This is a genomic window from Burkholderia sp. 4NA327C6, assembly GCF_005502655.1.
In the GTDB taxonomy this organism is placed as follows: Bacteria; Pseudomonadota; Gammaproteobacteria; order Burkholderiales; family Burkholderiaceae; genus Burkholderia; species Burkholderia contaminans.
This window is the reverse complement of sequence record NZ_SCNZ01000008.1, coordinates 199645-215974: the sequence shown is the minus strand read 5'-3', so window position 1 is coordinate 215974 and position 16330 is coordinate 199645. Positions and strand designations below refer to the sequence as shown.

Genomic DNA, 16330 nt, shown 5'->3' with positions numbered 1-16330 from the left:
ATCCGGGCCGTATTGCCGGAACACCTGCTTGCGGCCCGGCAGCGTCGCCTTTCCTTCCGAGCGCTTGCAGCGCGCCCGGCCGGCATACTCGACCAGCTTGTACGCGCAATCGAGGCAAGGCGCATCCGCCGACGTGCTCATCTGCGTGCCGATCCCGAAGCCGTCGATCGGTGCGTGCTCGCGGACCAGCGCCTGCAGCCGGTGTTCGTCGAGATTGCCGCTCGCGAAGATCGTGGCGTCGGCGAGGCCGCCCCGGTCGAGGATCACGCGAACGTTGCGCGCATGCGCTGCAAGGTCGCCGCTGTCGATCCGCACGCCCTTGATGCGGATCTGCTCGCGTGCGAGCCGTCTCGCCAGTTCGACCACCTTGTACGCCGCGCGCTCCGTGTCGTACGTATCGATCAGCAGCATCGCGTTGTCCGGCTGCGATCGCGCGAAGTGCTCGAACGCGAGCGTTTCGTCGTCGTGTGCCTGAACGTATGAATGCGCCATCGTGCCGTACGCGGGAATGCCGTACCGCAAGCCGGCAAGCAGGGTCGCCGTCCCGGAGAATCCCGCCAGATAGCTGGCGCGCGCCGACAGCATCGCTGCCTCCGCGCCGTGCGCGCGCCGCAGGCCGAAGTCCACCAGCAGCCTGCCGTGCGCGGCCAGCGTGACGCGTGCAGCCTTGCTTGCGACGAGCGTTGCATAGTGGAGCAGGTTCATCACGCGGCTCTCGACGAACTGCGCCTCGCGAAGCGGTGCCGTGATCCGCAGGATCGGCTCGTCGGCAAAGAACACCGTGCCCTCCGGCATCGCGTCGACCGTGCCCGTGAAACGGAGGTCGGCGAGCGATGCGAGGAAGTCCGCGCGAAGGCGCCGGGTTCCGGCCAGCCGTTCGAGCACGGCGGCCGGCATGCGCAGTCGCTCCAGGTAATCGAGCACGGGCGAGAGTCCCGCCGCCATCAGGAACGCGCGCGGTTCCGGCAGCGCCCGTACGAAGAATTCGAAGCTGGCCGTGTCGTTCATGCCGGCATCGAAGGCGGCCTGCAACATCGTCAGCTCATACCAATCCGTGAGCAACACGTCGCTCGCGTTCGCATCCTGCAAGAATCCATCCATCATCCGTTCTCCCGCGAGGCACGCCGCATCGACGCCGGCGGCCCGGTCGGCACAGCCCGGCATGGATTGCCGCCCGGCGCCCGAATTGCGCGAGATCAAGGGGCCGCGGCACGATCGCCGGAGCCTGTTCGCGCCCGCGCGGCGTTGACCGCGATCGACGGCATGTCCGCGGCACGACCGGCAGCGCAGGTGATCCGGTCGCGCGCCGCATCATCCACGCTGCTTCTCCTCGAAATACGGCTGACGCGCCGCCACGAGGCGCAATTCGTCGAGCAGCGCGGCGGCCGCGCGCAGCAGATCGTCGAGCGACACGATGCCGACCAGCTCGCCGTCATCGCCGACCACCGGCAGCCGGCGCACGCCATGCTGGCGCATCCGTTTCGCGAGCAGCCAGAGGTCGTCATCGACGTTCGCGACCGCGACGGGCGCCGACATGACGTCGCCGACGAACAGTGATCCAGCCGGTGCATCGGGGCTCACCACGGCGAGCACGATATCCCGGTCGGTCAGCATGCCGACCGGCTCGCACCGCCCTTCCCGTTCACGTACGACGACCAGGTCGCCGGCGTGGGCATCGCGCATCATCGCGGCCGCCTCGACGACGCTCGTCTGCGCGGAACACATGGCGACGTCGCGGGTGCAAAGCATCTCGGCATTCATGTTCCCTCTCCCTGCCCGGGCGACGCGGATCGTCGGCCGACGCCGCCCGAAGGTTCACGCAACGGGCATTCGATCGACCGTATCGTGCATGGCATCGATCTCACCCGACGTCCCTCTTCAGTTCGCCGCCGTTTTTCATGGTCATGGGCTGCTGCCCCATCCCATGACGACAACCGTAGATCCGGCAGCAGCGTCAGCGCTTGATACAGGTCAGCGTGGCGCACGCCGAGGCGTCTCGCTCGCGGTCCGGCCCGCCATCGTGAAATCGGCATGGCGACCGAGTCGCGGCCGGTCGCGCTCCGCGAGACGCGACACCATCTGCAGCCCCCGGTCCGACAGGCGCACGTGCGCGTCCGCGAGCGGCGCGGCATCCAGCCGGACGAGGCCGCGGTCCGCAAGACAATGAAGATCGGCAGGGTCGCCCTGCTGGCGTCGCGGCTCGCTGGCGAGCACCATCAGGATCGCGATTTCGTGGGGACTCAACAGGGAGTCGCCGTCGGTGTCGACCGGACGATTCCGGTGCGATGCAGCGGGCGGGACGTGCGGCGTCGGCTCGCCGGGCGGCATGACGATCTGAAGACTCGACGCGTGCGCGAACAGGGAAGGCATGATGGAGGCCCGTATCATGAACGTGAAGACGCAGACGGCACGGTGCATGTCGGCCCTCGATCGTGACCGGCACGCGCGAACCTCCATCATCGCGCGTGCCGCGCGAGCGGTCTTGATGCAGGTCATCAAGCGCGCGAACGCTCCCTCGACTACCCGCGATTCGTCTGACGCAATGCCCTCCGGCGCCCCGATTCGCGTGCCCGTCAGGAACCCGTCAAGTTGACCGATTAGCCTTTCATCGCCCGATCGAAACATCGCGATACCGTACGCATCCTCACGCCGGTTTTTTCGGGTGTTCGCTCCCGCTCTCGCTACCTCAACGAAGTACTCCGAATCACTTGGTTTTCTCAGATGAAACCGACGTCGTGTCCGGCTTGCGTGAGCTTGAGTGAAATCAATGCGCAGCGGACAGCGGGATTCCACCATGCATCATCGTCCTGGAGAGGTCCGTACATGAACTGGTATTACGAAGTCGAACGCGAACTCGCCCATATCGAAGGATCCATTCGCCTGCTCGAACAGACACGAGACTACTTCCAGACGAAGACGTCGATCAACGATCCCGCGTACTGGCGCGCAAGGCTGCACGCCGTCAGGGCGACCGCCGAGCAGGACAAGACGCTGTTGCGTCGAGCCGACGAGATCCTGGCGCTCCTCGAACGATTCTGACTCGTTCTCGCCGCCCGTTTGCGTTCGCGATGCGCAACGCATCGGACGATTCGGGCGACATGAATCCGGAACGGATGGCGCGCCTCGATCCATCCGTCGAATCCCTCCCGTCGGCGCGCTCGGTCGCATGTGGATCATGCCCGTGCAACCGCGATTGACCTCCGTCAACGTTCCATCTCGGCATCGCTCATAGATTGCAGGGAAGCACGCGGGACGATTCGCTCCGCGAAACCGGAAGCCGACCATGCCGAACGAAACCGACGCACGCCACGCGTTGCTCATGCATCTTGGCAGCATCTTGCGAACGCTCAGTTGCGTGCTCGAATACGAGCCGGACGACAGGACGATCGACTCGCTGCTGACGGCCCAGCCGATGCTCGCCGACGTGCCGCTGCTGAATCACGTGTTCGCGCACATGACCGTGCGCGAATTCACGCACGCGGTGCTCCACGCCTACTGCTTGTGGCCGCAGCGCCTGCTCGACAACCCGCTCGACCGCGACGCACTCGCCGAGCCCGTGTGCGCGTGGCTGTTCGCGGGCAACCCGGGTGGCTGGGCGCGCTACGTCGCATCGCTCGGCGCCGCGATCCCGTGGTTCGGCCAGGGCCTCGCGCCGTCACCGTCATCCGGCGCGAGCGGAAAGCGACGAGCATGCGTCGAGCGGCGTCCATGACCTGCTCCGTGCTTGCGTCCAGGATCCGAAGATCCGCTCCCCGACGCTGATGCAGGTCAACCCGCCACCGCGCCATCAGGCGACAGTAGACCTGTCCGAATTCCCGGCGGCTTCTCGCCGACGCGCCATGTGGTATGACCTGATCGAACAGCAACGGCAATGGTTGCGGACATGGGACGCGGCGGCACGATTCGCGCGCGGTTTCTGGCCCGGTGCGGCGGCGGCAAGTTACGCCGATCTGCTCGAGCCCCTGCTCGACCTGCATACCGGCGCGCCCCGGTTCGCGATCGAAGCGATCGCCCCGGACGGACGACGACTCGACGTCGACGAAACGATCGCCGCCCATACCCCGTTTTGCTCGCTGCGCCGTTTCACGCGCCCCCGTGCGCCGCGCGTGATCCTGCTTTGCGTACCGCTGGCCGGCCATGCGGCCGTGATGATGCGCGAGACGGTCGAGACGCTGCTGGCCGATGGTGACGTGTGCGTCACCGACTGGATCGATGCGCGTGACGTACCACCTGACGCGGGTCGATTCGGCCTCGACGAATACGTGGCGATGCTCGACGGCTTCATCGATGCGCTGCTGGCCGACGCTCGGCCCGTGCACGTCGTCGCCGTCTGTCAGGCGACGGTTCCGTCGCTCGGCGCATTCGCGCTGCGCGCGCAACGCGGAGCCGCCGTGCCGGCGAGCCTGACGCTGATCGGCGGTCCGCTCGATGCCCGGATCAATCCGAGCGCACTCGGGATCGCAGCCAGCTCGCATTCGCTCGCATGGTGCCGCTCCACGTTGATCGACACGGTGCCGCCCGGCTATGCCGGACACGGGCGGCAGGTTTTTCCGGCCTATCTGCAGCGCGCCGAGATCTCGATCGCGTACCCGCAACGCTACATGACGCTGCTCGATCGCTACCGACGCGCGGTGACGTGCGGCGATGCCGACACACTCGCGCAAGCACGCCGGGCCCTGCGCGAATACCTGACGCTCCTCGACATGCCCGCCGAGTACTTCCTCGATACGGTCGACATCGTGTTCCAGCGCGCCTGCCTCGCAACCGGCACCTGGGACGTTTGCGGCCGGCGTGTCGATCCCGCCGCGCTGCGCGCCGTCGTGCTCACGACCGTCGAAGGCGGGCGCGATGCGGTCACCGGTGCCGGGCAGACCCATGCCGCACTGGCCATGTGCAGCGGCCTCGCGGCGGATGCGCGGCAGCGCGTCGACATCGACGATTGCGATCACTACGGGCTGTTCACGGGCGAGCACTGGCGCACCGACGTTCATCCCGCCGTGCAGGGCGCATTTGCCCGGGCCGAAAGCGGCCGGCGGCACACGTGCGCGGCATGACGCCGGCATCCGGTCGATGCGGACGCGATCGCACGATTCCGCGCAACGGCGGCGACGGCAAGACACGCGAGCAGGTCCGGCGAGCGCTGGCGCAGGCCGAACGGGTGGGCGAAATGAAACGCATCGACCGGTTCTTCGGCAGCGGCAGCTGATTGCCATTGCGCCGGCCATGCCATGCGCTGCGCTTTTCGAAAGGGACCGTCGCCGATGCAGGTCAATCCGGGAATCGAACGGGTGGTCGCGATCGGCGTACGTCGCTCGGGCCCAACGCGCGATCGACGAAGTTTGCGGCGCGCGATGCGGCGACGCTGCGACCGCACGCGCCGGAGGGCTCTCGCGGCTCGGCGAGCCGGTGCCGGGCGCGACCCCGGTTCACGGCCATGCGATCGGCCCCGATCGCGAAGCCGCCCGTCATCCGCCCCCGCCGCTCACTCGAACCGGCAAGCCGCGCGCGGCAGCGCCGAGAGCGTGTCGCTCGACAGTTTCAGAATGCCGTCGAAATTGGCCTGGTTGTCCGCCGGGCAGAAATCCGCGAGCTTCATGCCGTCCGGGCGCGTGTACTCGACATTGAACACGGCCTTGTTCAGCGCGACGAAGCTCGCGTAGTCGCCGCACTCGTGGAACCTGTTGCATTGCTCGTTGAGCGCCCAGTCGGCCACTTTCGCCATCGCGACGGCGATACCCGAGCCGTTCTTCAGGCCCATCGACATCCCGCGATCGTGCGCGGCGGCGATCAGCGCCGTGTTGTACCGCAGCTGATCGTCGCGCGTCAGCGGAAAGCCCGTTTCCTGGCGATAGCTGTCGTCGAGGTCCGGCTCGATACCGTCGCAGCCCTTCTTCTTCGCCTGGTCGAGCCGCGCCAGCATCAGGGGCATCAGGATCGCGGTCTGGCGAATGTCCAGCCAGCGCTCGTGATCCTCGTATCCTTCGACGGGGTTGCCGAGCACGCTGTCCGGAAACTTGCCGGCGTCGCCACGCGTGTCCTCCCGCCCGCCCACTTCCATGTAGCAGACGACATAGATGCCCTTCGCTTTCAAGCGCTGGATCGTGCCGGCATCGGTCAGCTCCATGTCGACGTCGAACATCTTGCGCGGGTTGTTCACGCCGTCCAGCACCGTCTCGTTGATCCGGTTGCCGTCGATCTGCCATTGCCAGCTCGTGCCGGGCACGAGCGGTTTCCACGTGGCGACCTGCGACGCAGGCGCCGAGGCGGCAGCGAACGCGCTGCCGGGCACGGACGAATCGGAGTCGCCGCCGCATGCCGCGAGCAGCAGCATCAGCACGAATGAAGCGAACGATCTTGCGGACATGGCGAATCCTTTGCTCTGTTGGCGGCTTGTCAGGATGCGGCGGTGCGAGGAAGACGCGTGCAGCGCGATGCGGGCGATGTCGCGACCGATGCGGCATCGGTACGGGAATGCGCGAGGTACGTGCGGATGGTAGGCGGGAACACCCCGCCCATCTGTTCCGATTTGTCGAATTTTGTCGTCACGGCGGCCGCGATCCTGCGGTTCAGCGCGCATTCGGGCGGCAACGGCGGTTCAACGCCTGCACTCGGCGATGCCGCCGGTAGCCGATCGCGAGAGCCGGAAACCATGCGAAACTTCGTCGCCATGACACGGGCGCCCGCATGGTCTCCTTCCAGCCCGGCTGCGTTCACTTGCCGGGCGCGAGGCCGTTGGCAAACCGGTTCGTATAACCGAGCGTCCCGACACCGCCGATCGAATTGCACGTCGACGATGCGGCGCCGGGCGGACAATCGACGTCACGGTCGAACGACCAGAAGTGGACACCCGCGAGACCATTCTGTTTCACGAACTGCGCAACCGTGTCCGCATCTGCCGGCGTAAAGGTTTCGCCGACCACATCGTTGCCGCCGATCATCGGCGTCAGCTCGATCTGGCTGTACGGTACGCCCCAGCGATCGTGCAGGTTCATCGCCGCCTGGATCGCCGACTGGCCCATCTGGCAGGTGCCGTTCGCGACCACGCAGTTCCCCGCCCCGGCCGACCCGTAGTCCATCGTCATCAGGTCGATGGTGTAGTTCTTCAGGCCGGCCGCCTGGATCGCCTGCATGACCCAGTCGCCATACACGTTGAAGCTGTCGGGAGCGCTGGCGCCCCAGGAGCTGGCCGTGGTCGCGCCCGGCTGCGAAGGGGCCAGTGTCGCCAACGTAAAGCTGAAACGCAGGCCGGGATATTTCTGCTGGGCGACTGCCACGCGCCGGACGAGATCGTTGATCACCTGTTGCGTCTGGCCGCCCTCGATATCGAAGTCGATCCCGATCAGGTTGCTCGATGCATAGCGGTCGATGAAGGCCGCCATGCCCGCATCCGTCCCGCACGAGAACATGCCGGCCGCGCCGCCGGTGGAAATCACGTAATTCACGTTGGCCGCAGTGAAGAGCGGCACGTTGGCAGCCGCCATCGCGCCGCCGTCGACGCCCGCCCAGTTCTCGCTGCCGCATTCACCGGTCGCGAACGCGAGCGTCAGCGTCCGCACGCCGGGTGGCAGCACCGACAGCACCGGGCTCAACTGACCCGTGACGTTCGTCGAGATGACGTTCGTGTTCCAGTTCATCGAAATCGTCGCGTCCTTGTACGGGCTGTAAACGAATGCCGGCGCCGTGCCGGTACCCGCCCCGCCCGCCGCGGCCGCGCCGGTGCCGAAAGACGACCATGCCAGCAGAAGCGCCAGCGCGCCCCTCACGGTCGATCGCTTCATGATTCCAGTGTCTGGGTTGCGCTTCATTTTCATTCTCATGCCCTCGTCTCGTTTTACGCATGACCGGCACCTGACGTGCACGCCATTCGTGCCGGGGAATATTTCAGGGAGACGCATTTCGCCCACACGGGCGTAACGGGAAATGGAAACCCGCCACACAGCATGGACAGCCAGCGTCGGGACACTTGATATGGATTGCCAAATAAACATCGCGATCGGATCAAATCGCGGCGTCCCTCCGGTGATGGATCTCGACCTTTCACCGCCACGCAACTGCCAGCGGCGGCGCATCGGGTTCATGGACCGCGCGATGCAAGCGATATCGTGAAGTTGTCACGGCAACCTGAGATGACGGATCTGCCGCAATGTGGCGATACCGATATTTCGCGCCCCGATGTAGTGATGCTTCACTCCCGAGCCATCGCTTCGCTTTGTTATACTACATAATCATCAGGCAGCAACCCTGGAATCGATTATTTTCGCCAATATCGAAACCTGAAATATTCAAGCGATTGCATTACCCTTTTGCAATTGTCGCCATTCGATAATTCAAACAGATATCGCGCAGCCATCTGGCTGATTGTTCAAATAGACGAAATGCAGGCGATGCGATCCGCCGCACGACGGGATCGCGCGGGTGGCAAGAGAGGCATTCGTGGCGCGCTTGCGCAAGCTGCGCCGGTATTCATGACGCCCCGGCCATCGCCGGGCGCGTCATGTCGCGGCAATATCAGAACGGGCTGCGAGTCGTATCGCCGTTGGTGAACGTCGCGTCGACGACCTGATAGAACGCCATCGCCGTATCGGCGACTTCCCAGACCGCCAGGATGACGTGGTAACCGCTACGCATCGGCAACCGGCACTGGTGAATGGTCGGCTGCTGTGGCACCAGGTTCGCGTTCGGGTCCCAGTATGGCTGGCCGGGATTCTGGATCGTGCAGAACGGCGTGGGCTCGAACTGCGCGCGCGTGAGCTTTTGCGACGGGTTCCAGTCGGCGCGGGTAATGAAGTAGTTCCAGCGACGCGTCTTGTGCACGGCGCTGAATTCCCATTTGAAATTCTGCAACGCGCCCGGCCGCAGCGGGATCTTCTGCCAGCGGCTCGGCGACTGCTCGTTCAGCACGGGCAGCGGGCCATTCGTGCTGGCGCCGGCGATTTCGCCGTCGGGCGGCGGTGCGGCATTCTTCGCGTCGGCCGGCGCGAACGGATCGGACAGGCCGCTTTGCGTCGCGGGGAAGAACTTGCCGTTCTCCATCGCGTTCGCATGCCAGGCGTCGACGGGGCAGTTCGGATTCTGCCCTTGCGTGCACAGCACGATGCGCGAAGGCGGTTCGGTCAAGCGGCCGTGCGCGTGCGCACCGGCCGCCGCGACCAGCAGTGCCACGCCGGTCAATGTGCATGGCATCACGGAAGCAACGTATTTGCGGATGATCTTGTTCATGCGCCCTCATGACATTGATGTCGGAACGGATATGCGCATATCGGGCCTGCCGCAAGATCCCCGGCAGGGGTTCCTGTCGACACGTCGTCGCGCACACTGATCGGCAAAAGCGGCAACCCTGTGAAACCGCGGCACGCGATGATCAATCGCCGCGCTTTCTGACAAATCACTTTCACCGAACCGAACCTTATCCGCAAAAAACCGGAAAAATAAACGTTCCTTATTGATAGTTTTTTAATTTTGATCAAAAGCCTGATTCGTTATTAATTTCAACCGATTTTGGCTCGACTTCAATTGCGCGACATTGAATAAACCGCCAATTCATTAAAACACCGGCACCGATCGTTCGGCAGGCGGCTTTGCGCACCGCACTGGCCCTTCATGCTTCAAGCAGCCGATCCCGTCGATGAAGCAACCGTGAGATTCCGGTTGAACTGCGTCATGCAGTTCAGGTCGAGCGCGCGAATCTGCCCGGTCATGAAATCGACGAAGATCCGGATGCGCGTCGGCAGGGGTTGCCGGCTCAGATAGCAGATGGTGTGGCCGCGATCTTCGGGCACATGCTTCGCCAGCGCGAGGACGAGTTCGTTCGACGCGAGTGGGTCGCGAATCTGGTAGCCGGCCATCTGCGCGATCCCGGCGCGGCCGGGCTCACCGACCGTGCGAGGCAATCCCGCGGGCGTCGCCGCAGGCTACAGCATCGCCTGGCTGACGAGCGCGTACTGTCCGAAGGCCGGGTCGGCCGGCCCTTCGTGCGCTGTAGCCGGCGCGTTGCGCACCATCTTCGAACACGTATCGACCCGCGCCAGACCCTGTTCGGCCAGCCAGTCCGGCAAACGGGTGCCGTCCGGCACGTCGATGCGGACGAATTCGCCTTCCCGTTGCGTCAGCCAATGACTGATGAGCGCCTTCGCATACGCATCGTCGCTTGCGCGCGGTGCGGCCACCGGGCCGATCACGTCGCCGCGACCGAAGCGCCGCAGCACCGAAAATCCGACCACCTCGCCATCGCGTTCGAGCACGACGCTTTCACCGCGCTGGAACAGCGCGGCCATCAACTCATCGCGCTGGAGGCCGGACGCGCGCGCGTCCAGTTCGACGAGGCGCGGCCAGTCGGCCGGCGATCCGGCACGCAGCCGCACGCCATCGGGCAGGGCCACGTCGGCCGGCCGCACCACGTTCCCCTGATACTGGCCCAGCGATCCGCACACGGTGAAGCCGAGCTTTTCATAGAGCGGCCGGCCGGCCGGCGTCGCATGCAGAAACGTGATGCGCGGCCCCAGCTCGTCGAGGAGCATCTCCATCAGCTTGCGGCCGATGCCTCGCCCCTGATGCGCGTCGGACACGATCACATGCCCGATCGAGGCGCGATCGGCACCGTACTTCCAGCACATCGCCGTGCCGATCACCACGCCGTTTTCCTCGGCCGCGAACGCGGTCGACGTGTCCGCGGAAAACTGCCAGTCTTCCGCCCTGAACGGCCAGCGAAGCGCGACGGTAAGGGCATGGGCGGCGGGGACGTCCGCGGCGGTGAAGCGCCGGTAGCGAAGCGCCGGCATCGTGTCGGAATCGTTCATTTCGGTGTCCTGTTTCTTCAAGCAGTCGTTACAAAAGTGTCGTCGTGAGCCACGGCCCGACTTCAATGCCGGCTGCGCGCGTCATCGCGATCGCGCGAAGTAATGCTGCGCCAGCGCAACCCAGTACCGCACGCCGGCCGGAATGATGTCGTCGTTGAAATCGTATTTCGGGTGATGCAGCGCCGGCGTGTCCGCGCCGTCGCGCGCGTTGCCGATCAACACGTAGGCGCCCGGTCGTTCTTCGAGCATGAAGCCGAAATCTTCGGACGTCATGTTCGGCGGCACGTCGCGGGCCACGCGTGCGTCGCCGAACGTGTCACGAATCACCGTCTCGCACAGCGCGGTCTCGGCCGGCGTGTTGACCGTCGCCGGGTAATACTGGAAAAACTCCACGTCGACCTGCGCGCCATAGGCACTCGCCAGCGCCTCGCACATGAGCCGGACGTCGCGCTGCAACTGCTGCTGCAACGCCGACGACAGCGTGCGGATCGTGCCGCGCAGCTCGGCGGTGTCGGGAATCACGTTGTCCGTGGTGCCCGCATGAAACATGCACACGGAAATCACCGCGGGATCGACCGGATCCTTGTGCCGCGCGGCGATCGTCTGGCACTGCAGCACCATCGAGCACGCAAGCGGCACGGGATCGATGCCCAGGTGCGGCTGCGCCGCGTGCGCGCCCTTGCCCGTCACCGTGATCCTGAAGCGCGAGCCGGCCGCCATGATCGGCCCGGTGCGCAACCCGAAATGCCCGGCCGGCAGCCCGGGCCAGTTGTGCATGCCGAATACCGCCTCCGTCGGGAACTGGTCGAACAGCCCGTCCTCGATCATCCGGCGCGCGCCCGCGCCGCCCTCTTCGCCCGGCTGGAACACCAGGTGAACGCTGCCGGGCAACTGCGGCAGCGCCTTCAGCACGCGCGCGGCGCCGAGCAGCATCACCGTGTGACCGTCATGGCCGCACGCGTGCATGATCCCGTGCGTACAGGACGCATGCGCAAAATCGTTGGCCTCGTGGATCGGCAACGCGTCCAGGTCGGCGCGCAGCACGATCCCGCGCGCCGGATCGGCGCCGGGCAGGCTCGCGACGACGCCCGTGCCGCCCAGCCCGCGCGACACCGCATAGCCGAGCGCTTCGAGCTCGCTCGCGACGACATCGGCCGTCCGGTGTTCTTCGAATCGCAACTCGGGATGCGCATGCAGGTCGCGGCGCAGCTTCGCCCAGTGCGCGTGATGCGCTTGCAGCAACGGGTCGGGAATGACGGGGTTATCCAGTTCCAATTTCGGCACCTGCGGAAAGTAAAAGGGTTCAGCCGTACTGCCGGCGCGATCGCGCGCGGCGGGCGTGTCAGTCGTAAAAGCCGACGATCGACTTGATCTCCATATACTCCTCCATCCCTTCGATCCCGTACTCGCGGCCGTTGCCCGACTGCTTGTAGCCGCCGAACGGCGCCTGGGGATCCCATGCCGGGTAGTTCAGATGCACCTGCCCCGCCCGGATGCGGGCGGCCACCGCGCGGGCCTGCGCCTTGTCGGTGCCCTGCACGTGCGCGCCGAGCCCGTAGACCGTGTCGTTCGCGATCGCGACCGCTTCGTCGACGGTGTCGTACGGCAGGATCGCGAGCACCGGGCCGAAGATCTCCTGCTGCGCGATCGTCATGTCGGTGCGCACGTCGGAGAAAATCGTCGGCTGCGCGTAAAAGCCGCGCGCGAGCCCCGCGGGCCGGCCGGGGCCGCCGGCGATCAGCTTCGCGCGTTCGTCGATGCCCGCGTCGATCATCTGCGCAACCCGCCCGAACTGCGCGCGGTTGGCGAGCGGCCCGTGCGTCGTGGCCTCGGCGAACGGATCGCCGACGACGAGCGTGCGCGCCGCAGCAGCAGCCAACTCCTCGACCGCGTCGAGCACGTTGCGCGGCACGATCATGCGGGTCGGCGCGCTGCACGACTGCCCCATGTTGCGGAACGCGGCGGCCACGCCCGGCGGGATCGCACGCGACAGGTCCGCATCCGGCAACACGATATTCGGCGATTTGCCGCCGAGCTCCTGCGCGACGCGCTTGACGGTCGGCGCCGCCGCCTGCGCGACGAGCACGCCGGCACGCGTCGATCCGGTGATCGACACCATGTCGACCTCCGGGTGCGACGACAGCGCGGCGCCCACCGTGTCGCCGCTGCCGCTCACGAGGTTGAATACGCCGGCGGGCGCGCCCGCATCGGCGATGACTTCCGCGAACAGCAGCGCGCTGAGCGGCGACAGCTCGCTCGGCTTCAGCACGACCGTACAGCCGGCCGCAAGCGCGGGCCCGACCTTCGCGGTGATCTGGTAGATCGGCCAGTTCCACGGCGTGATCAGCGCGCATACGCCGATCGGCTCGCGCACGACCGCGGTCGTGCCGCGCTGCCTGACGAACGCGTAGTTCGCGAGGTTGTCGCGTGCGACGCGGACATGTTCGGCCGCGAGCGGGACGTGCGCGCCGCGGGCATAGCCGATCGGCGCGCCCATTTCCATCGCGAGCGCCGTGGCGAACAACTCGGCGCGCTCGAGCATCAATGCATGCACACGGTCGAGCAGCGCGGCGCGTTCCTGCGGTGACGTCGCGGACCAGCGCTCGAACGCGCGGCGCGCGGCCTGCACCGCGCGGTCGGCGTCGCGCGCGCTGCCGAGCGGGATCTCGCCCAGCGTGTCTTCGGTGGACGGGCTGACGACCGCGAACCGGTCACTTCCATCGGGCAACACCCAGTCGCCGTCGATGAAGAAGCGATCGAGCCGGCCGGCTTGCATCAGGTGAACAACAGGTGAATTCATTGCAAGGTGTCCTTGAGTCGATACCAGGCACCGACGAACGGCAGGAACCACGGTTTGCCGAAATGCCCGGGAATGGCCGGCCAGTCGAAGCCTCGCCACGGGTTGAGCTCCGCGCGCCCGTCCATGATTTCCGCCATCAGCGTGCCTATCAGCGTAGCCATGTGCGTACCGTGGCCGCTATAGCCCATCGAGTAGTAAACGCCGTCCCGCTCGCCCGCGCGCGGCAGCCGGTTGGCCGTCATGTCGACCATCCCGCCCCAGCAATAGTCGATGCGCACGCTGGCCAGCTCGGGAAACACGGCGGCCAGTTGATGCCGCAGGATCGCGCCGCTCTTTTCGTCCGAACGCGGGTTCGACGTGGCGAACCGCGCACGCCCGCCGAACAGCAGACGGCCGTCGGGCGTCGTACGGAAGAAGTTGACGAAGTTCTTCGTGTCGGTGGCCATCCGGCGCGTCGGCAGCAGGCGGTCGAGCAGCTCGCGCGGCAACGGCTCGGTGACGATGATGAATGCGCCCACGGGCACGACCCGGCGGCGAATCCAGCCGAACGGCCCGACGTGCGAAATGCCGCTCGCGAGCAGCACCTGGCGCGCACGAATCTCGCCGCGCGGCGTGCGGACCGCATACGCGCCGCCCGTTTGCCGCTTCAGTCCCAGCACCGGCGCCTGCTCGACGATGTGCGCGCCGCGCGCCTGGGCCGCGCGCGCCAGGCCGCGCACATATCGGCCGACATGCATCCCCGCGCTCTTGCCGAACAGCAGCCCGCCGTGATAACGATCCGAGCCGATCTCGTCACGCAGCTCGGCCTTCGTCACGAGGCGCGTGTCGGGGTCCACGCTCGTCGCGAGCAATGCGTGGCTGCGCGCGAGCTTGTCGTAGTGCTCGGGTTTCGCCGCGAGCTTCAGCTTGCCGGTACGGGCGAAATTGCAATCGATCGACTCTTCCCTCACGAGCCGCTCGACCGTGTCGACGCCCGCGTCGAACGCGAGATAGAGCCGGTTCGCCAGTTCCGTGCCGAGGCGCTGCGACAGCGATGCATAATCCTGCGCGAAGCCGTTGTTGCACATACCGCCGTTGCGGCCCGACGCCGCCTGGCCGACAGTGCCCGCCTCGCAGACGATCACGCGCGCGCCTTTCTTGGCCAAGGCCAGCGCGGCGGCCGAACCGGTGATCCCGCCGCCCACCACCAGCACGTCGCAGCTGCCGTCGGGCAACTCCGGCGATTGGCTCACGAATGGCTCCGACGTATCGAGCCAGTACGAACTGAAACGCATCAGGCACTCCCAAGCTGTCGCATCGCACTGCCGGGCCGGCGAACGTTCACCGCACCGATCCGGCCGCTTGCGGGCGGCCCGGCTCGATGCGCGTCGGATACAGGCGGCCTCTCATCCATGTGACGGCGTTGCATCAGAAATCGGCGACCTTGCCCCACGCGGATTCGCTGAACCGGCCGGGCCGGTACGGCGTCGGGTCCACGAACGGTTGCGCACCGGACGCCAGATCGGCGATCAGGTGCCCGGCGCCCGGGCCGATCCCGAAGCCGTGACCCGAAAAACCCGCCGCGAGAATCAGGCCCGGTACGCCCGGCACTTCGCCGATGCCCGGCACGCCGTCCGGCGTGCTGTCGACGAACCCGGCCCACGCGTGCGTGATCTTCGCTTCGCGCAGTTCGGGCAACAGTTCGGCCGCGCGGCGGTACGTTTCCGAAACCGTCGGCATGTCGGGCTTCGGATCGAGAATGCGCACGGCTTCCATCGGCGTCGGCGCGTCGAGGCGCCAGCGCTTCAGCGTTTCATGCCCGCCGCGCACGCCTTCGAGGCCGCCCGGCGCCAGGTTGCGCCAGCGTTTCGCGAACATCGGCACGAATTGCGGCGCGAAGCGCAGAAACTGCGGCGTCAGGTCCACGCGCGCACGGCCGCTGATCGCCAATGCGTAGCGTCCGTCGCTGCGGCGCGTGATGGACACGCCGGACGTGTACATCGCATCGGGCAGCGGTGTTTCGACCGGCGACACGCTCAGGATCGACTGACGGATCGACGCCTGCGGAAACCGGATGCCGAGCTGGCGGCAGAACGACGACGCCCATGCGCCGCCGGCCATCACGACCGTGCGCGTCTTGATGACGCCGGCCTCGGTGACGACGCCCGCGACGCGACCGCCTTCGAGTTCGATGCCGCGCGCCGCGCAGTGCTGGTGGACACTGCCGCCCAGCTTCATCAGCGCGGCGGCCACGGCCGGCGCGGCCTTGCCCGGATCGGCCGTGCCGTCGGTCGGCGAGAATACGCCGCCCTTCCACTGCCGCCCGGTCGCCCGACCGCGCTCGGCGGCCTGCTTGCTGTCGAGCATGTAGGTGGTCACGCCTGCCGTCTTCGCGAATTCGCCCCAGCTCGCCCAGCGGGACAATTCGGCTTCGTCATTGCTGAGATACAGCAGCCCGCAGCGATGAAAGCCGGTGTCTTCGCCGGATTCGGCCGCGAATCGCTCCCACAGGTCGATGCTCTTGCTGGCCATCGGCAACTCGCGTTCGTCGCGATTCTGCTGGCGGCACCAGCCCCAGTTGCGGCTCGACTGTTCGGCGCCGATGCGCCCCTTCTCGACGAGCGCGACCGATATGCCGCGGCGGGCCAGGTAGTAGGCGGTGAACACGCCGATGATGCCGCCGCCGATCACGACGACGTCGGCCGCGGCCGGCGGCGTGGACAAGGTTTCGATATGGCGCAGCGGAGGGGACATG

The 16330-nt window shown here is 66.6% G+C and carries 15 protein-coding genes and 1 pseudogene; 4 read left to right on the top strand and 12 right to left on the bottom strand.

Annotation, left to right across the window (positions count from 1 at the left end; genetic code table 11):
* From FFS49_RS11465 to FFS49_RS42570, 3 genes are all read right to left on the bottom strand, one after another.
* On the bottom strand, window positions 1-1101 hold a 1101-nt coding region (locus tag FFS49_RS11465; protein ID WP_137951004.1), incomplete at its 3' end, for a nicotinate phosphoribosyltransferase.
* A 210-nt stretch (window positions 1102-1311) separates the two neighbouring features.
* Window positions 1312-1761 carry a CBS domain-containing protein gene (locus FFS49_RS11460; RefSeq protein WP_046546546.1) on the bottom strand — a complete coding sequence of 150 codons (450 nt, stop codon included), beginning with the start codon at window positions 1759-1761 and terminating at the stop codon, window positions 1312-1314.
* A 210-nt stretch (window positions 1762-1971) separates the two neighbouring features.
* Window positions 1972-2796, bottom strand: coding sequence for a hypothetical protein (locus FFS49_RS42570; RefSeq protein ID WP_224755697.1), 825 nt, complete (start codon window positions 2794-2796; stop codon window positions 1972-1974).
* 27 nt (window positions 2797-2823) lie between these two features.
* Here FFS49_RS42570 and FFS49_RS11450 point away from each other — a divergent pair, with 27 nt between their 5' ends.
* The 4 genes from FFS49_RS11450 (at window position 2824) to FFS49_RS11435 (ending at window position 5206) form a co-directional block, all read left to right on the top strand.
* Window positions 2824-3039, top strand: coding sequence for a hypothetical protein (locus FFS49_RS11450; RefSeq protein ID WP_105815642.1), 216 nt, complete (start codon window positions 2824-2826; stop codon window positions 3037-3039).
* Between the two features lie 244 nt (window positions 3040-3283).
* On the top strand, window positions 3284-3712 hold the full coding sequence (locus FFS49_RS11445) for a hypothetical protein (protein ID WP_105815641.1): 429 nt from the start codon (window positions 3284-3286) through the stop codon (window positions 3710-3712).
* A gap of 127 nt (window positions 3713-3839) precedes the next feature.
* A complete protein-coding gene (gene phaZ, locus FFS49_RS11440; protein WP_105815640.1) occupies window positions 3840-5054 on the top strand; it encodes a polyhydroxyalkanoate depolymerase in 1215 nt (404 codons plus the stop codon).
* On the top strand, window positions 5042-5206 hold the full coding sequence (locus FFS49_RS11435) for a DUF4148 domain-containing protein (RefSeq protein WP_137909830.1): 165 nt from the start codon (window positions 5042-5044) through the stop codon (window positions 5204-5206). Before phaZ ends, FFS49_RS11435 begins: the two co-directional genes overlap by 13 nt.
* 276 nt (window positions 5207-5482) lie before the next feature.
* Here FFS49_RS11435 and FFS49_RS11430 read toward each other — a convergent pair whose 3' ends face one another.
* The 9 genes and pseudogenes from FFS49_RS11430 to FFS49_RS11390 form a co-directional block, all read right to left on the bottom strand.
* On the bottom strand, window positions 5483-6364 hold the full coding sequence (locus FFS49_RS11430; protein ID WP_171026754.1) for an endo alpha-1,4 polygalactosaminidase: 882 nt from the start codon (window positions 6362-6364) through the stop codon (window positions 5483-5485).
* A gap of 346 nt (window positions 6365-6710) precedes the next feature.
* Window positions 6711-8078 carry a chitinase gene (locus tag FFS49_RS11425; RefSeq protein ID WP_224755698.1) on the bottom strand — a complete coding sequence of 456 codons (1368 nt, stop codon included), beginning with the start codon at window positions 8076-8078 and terminating at the stop codon, window positions 6711-6713.
* Window positions 8079-8508: 430 nt separating this feature from the next.
* Window positions 8509-9219, bottom strand: coding sequence for a lytic polysaccharide monooxygenase (locus tag FFS49_RS11420; RefSeq protein WP_223274397.1), 711 nt, complete (start codon window positions 9217-9219; stop codon window positions 8509-8511).
* 386 nt (window positions 9220-9605) lie between these two features.
* Window positions 9606-9860: pseudogene (locus FFS49_RS11415) on the bottom strand (LysR family transcriptional regulator); the annotation flags it as partial.
* Between the two features lie 51 nt (window positions 9861-9911).
* The gene (locus FFS49_RS11410; RefSeq protein WP_105815638.1) at window positions 9912-10796 is read right to left on the bottom strand and encodes a GNAT family N-acetyltransferase; all 885 of its coding nucleotides are present in this window, start codon (window positions 10794-10796) and stop codon (window positions 9912-9914) included.
* A gap of 81 nt (window positions 10797-10877) precedes the next feature.
* Window positions 10878-12065, bottom strand: coding sequence for a M20 aminoacylase family protein (locus FFS49_RS11405; RefSeq protein ID WP_105815676.1), 1188 nt, complete (start codon window positions 12063-12065; stop codon window positions 10878-10880).
* Between the two features lie 73 nt (window positions 12066-12138).
* Window positions 12139-13596, bottom strand: coding sequence for an aldehyde dehydrogenase family protein (locus FFS49_RS11400; protein ID WP_105815637.1), 1458 nt, complete (start codon window positions 13594-13596; stop codon window positions 12139-12141).
* On the bottom strand, window positions 13593-14870 hold the full coding sequence (locus FFS49_RS11395) for an FAD-binding oxidoreductase (protein WP_105815636.1): 1278 nt from the start codon (window positions 14868-14870) through the stop codon (window positions 13593-13595). Before FFS49_RS11395 ends, FFS49_RS11400 begins: the two co-directional genes overlap by 4 nt.
* 133 nt (window positions 14871-15003) lie before the next feature.
* Window positions 15004-16329, bottom strand: coding sequence for an FAD-binding oxidoreductase (locus tag FFS49_RS11390; RefSeq protein WP_039356189.1), 1326 nt, complete (start codon window positions 16327-16329; stop codon window positions 15004-15006).
* Window position 16330: the final 1 nt, after the last annotated feature.

Excerpts from the sequence above, each read along its gene's own strand:
- phaZ (WP_105815640.1), top strand. The coding sequence starts at position 3,840 with ATGTGGTATGACCTGATCGAACAGCAACGGCAATGGTTGCGGACATGG.
- FFS49_RS42570 (WP_224755697.1), bottom strand. The coding sequence starts at position 2,796 with ATGGTGGAATCCCGCTGTCCGCTGCGCATTGATTTCACTCAAGCTCAC.
- FFS49_RS11460 (WP_046546546.1), bottom strand. The coding sequence starts at position 1,761 with ATGAATGCCGAGATGCTTTGCACCCGCGACGTCGCCATGTGTTCCGCG.
- FFS49_RS11395 (WP_105815636.1), bottom strand. The coding sequence starts at position 14,870 with ATGCGTTTCAGTTCGTACTGGCTCGATACGTCGGAGCCATTCGTGAGC.
- FFS49_RS11390 (WP_039356189.1), bottom strand. The coding sequence starts at position 16,329 with ATGTCCCCTCCGCTGCGCCATATCGAAACCTTGTCCACGCCGCCGGCC.
- FFS49_RS11430 (WP_171026754.1), bottom strand. The coding sequence starts at position 6,364 with ATGTCCGCAAGATCGTTCGCTTCATTCGTGCTGATGCTGCTGCTCGCG.
- FFS49_RS11400 (WP_105815637.1), bottom strand. The coding sequence starts at position 13,596 with ATGAATTCACCTGTTGTTCACCTGATGCAAGCCGGCCGGCTCGATCGC.
- FFS49_RS11410 (WP_105815638.1), bottom strand. The coding sequence starts at position 10,796 with ATGAACGATTCCGACACGATGCCGGCGCTTCGCTACCGGCGCTTCACC.
- FFS49_RS11450 (WP_105815642.1), top strand. The coding sequence starts at position 2,824 with ATGAACTGGTATTACGAAGTCGAACGCGAACTCGCCCATATCGAAGGA.
- FFS49_RS11420 (WP_223274397.1), bottom strand. The coding sequence starts at position 9,219 with ATGAACAAGATCATCCGCAAATACGTTGCTTCCGTGATGCCATGCACA.
- FFS49_RS11445 (WP_105815641.1), top strand. The coding sequence starts at position 3,284 with ATGCCGAACGAAACCGACGCACGCCACGCGTTGCTCATGCATCTTGGC.
- FFS49_RS11425 (WP_224755698.1), bottom strand. The coding sequence starts at position 8,078 with ATGAACCCGATGCGCCGCCGCTGGCAGTTGCGTGGCGGTGAAAGGTCG.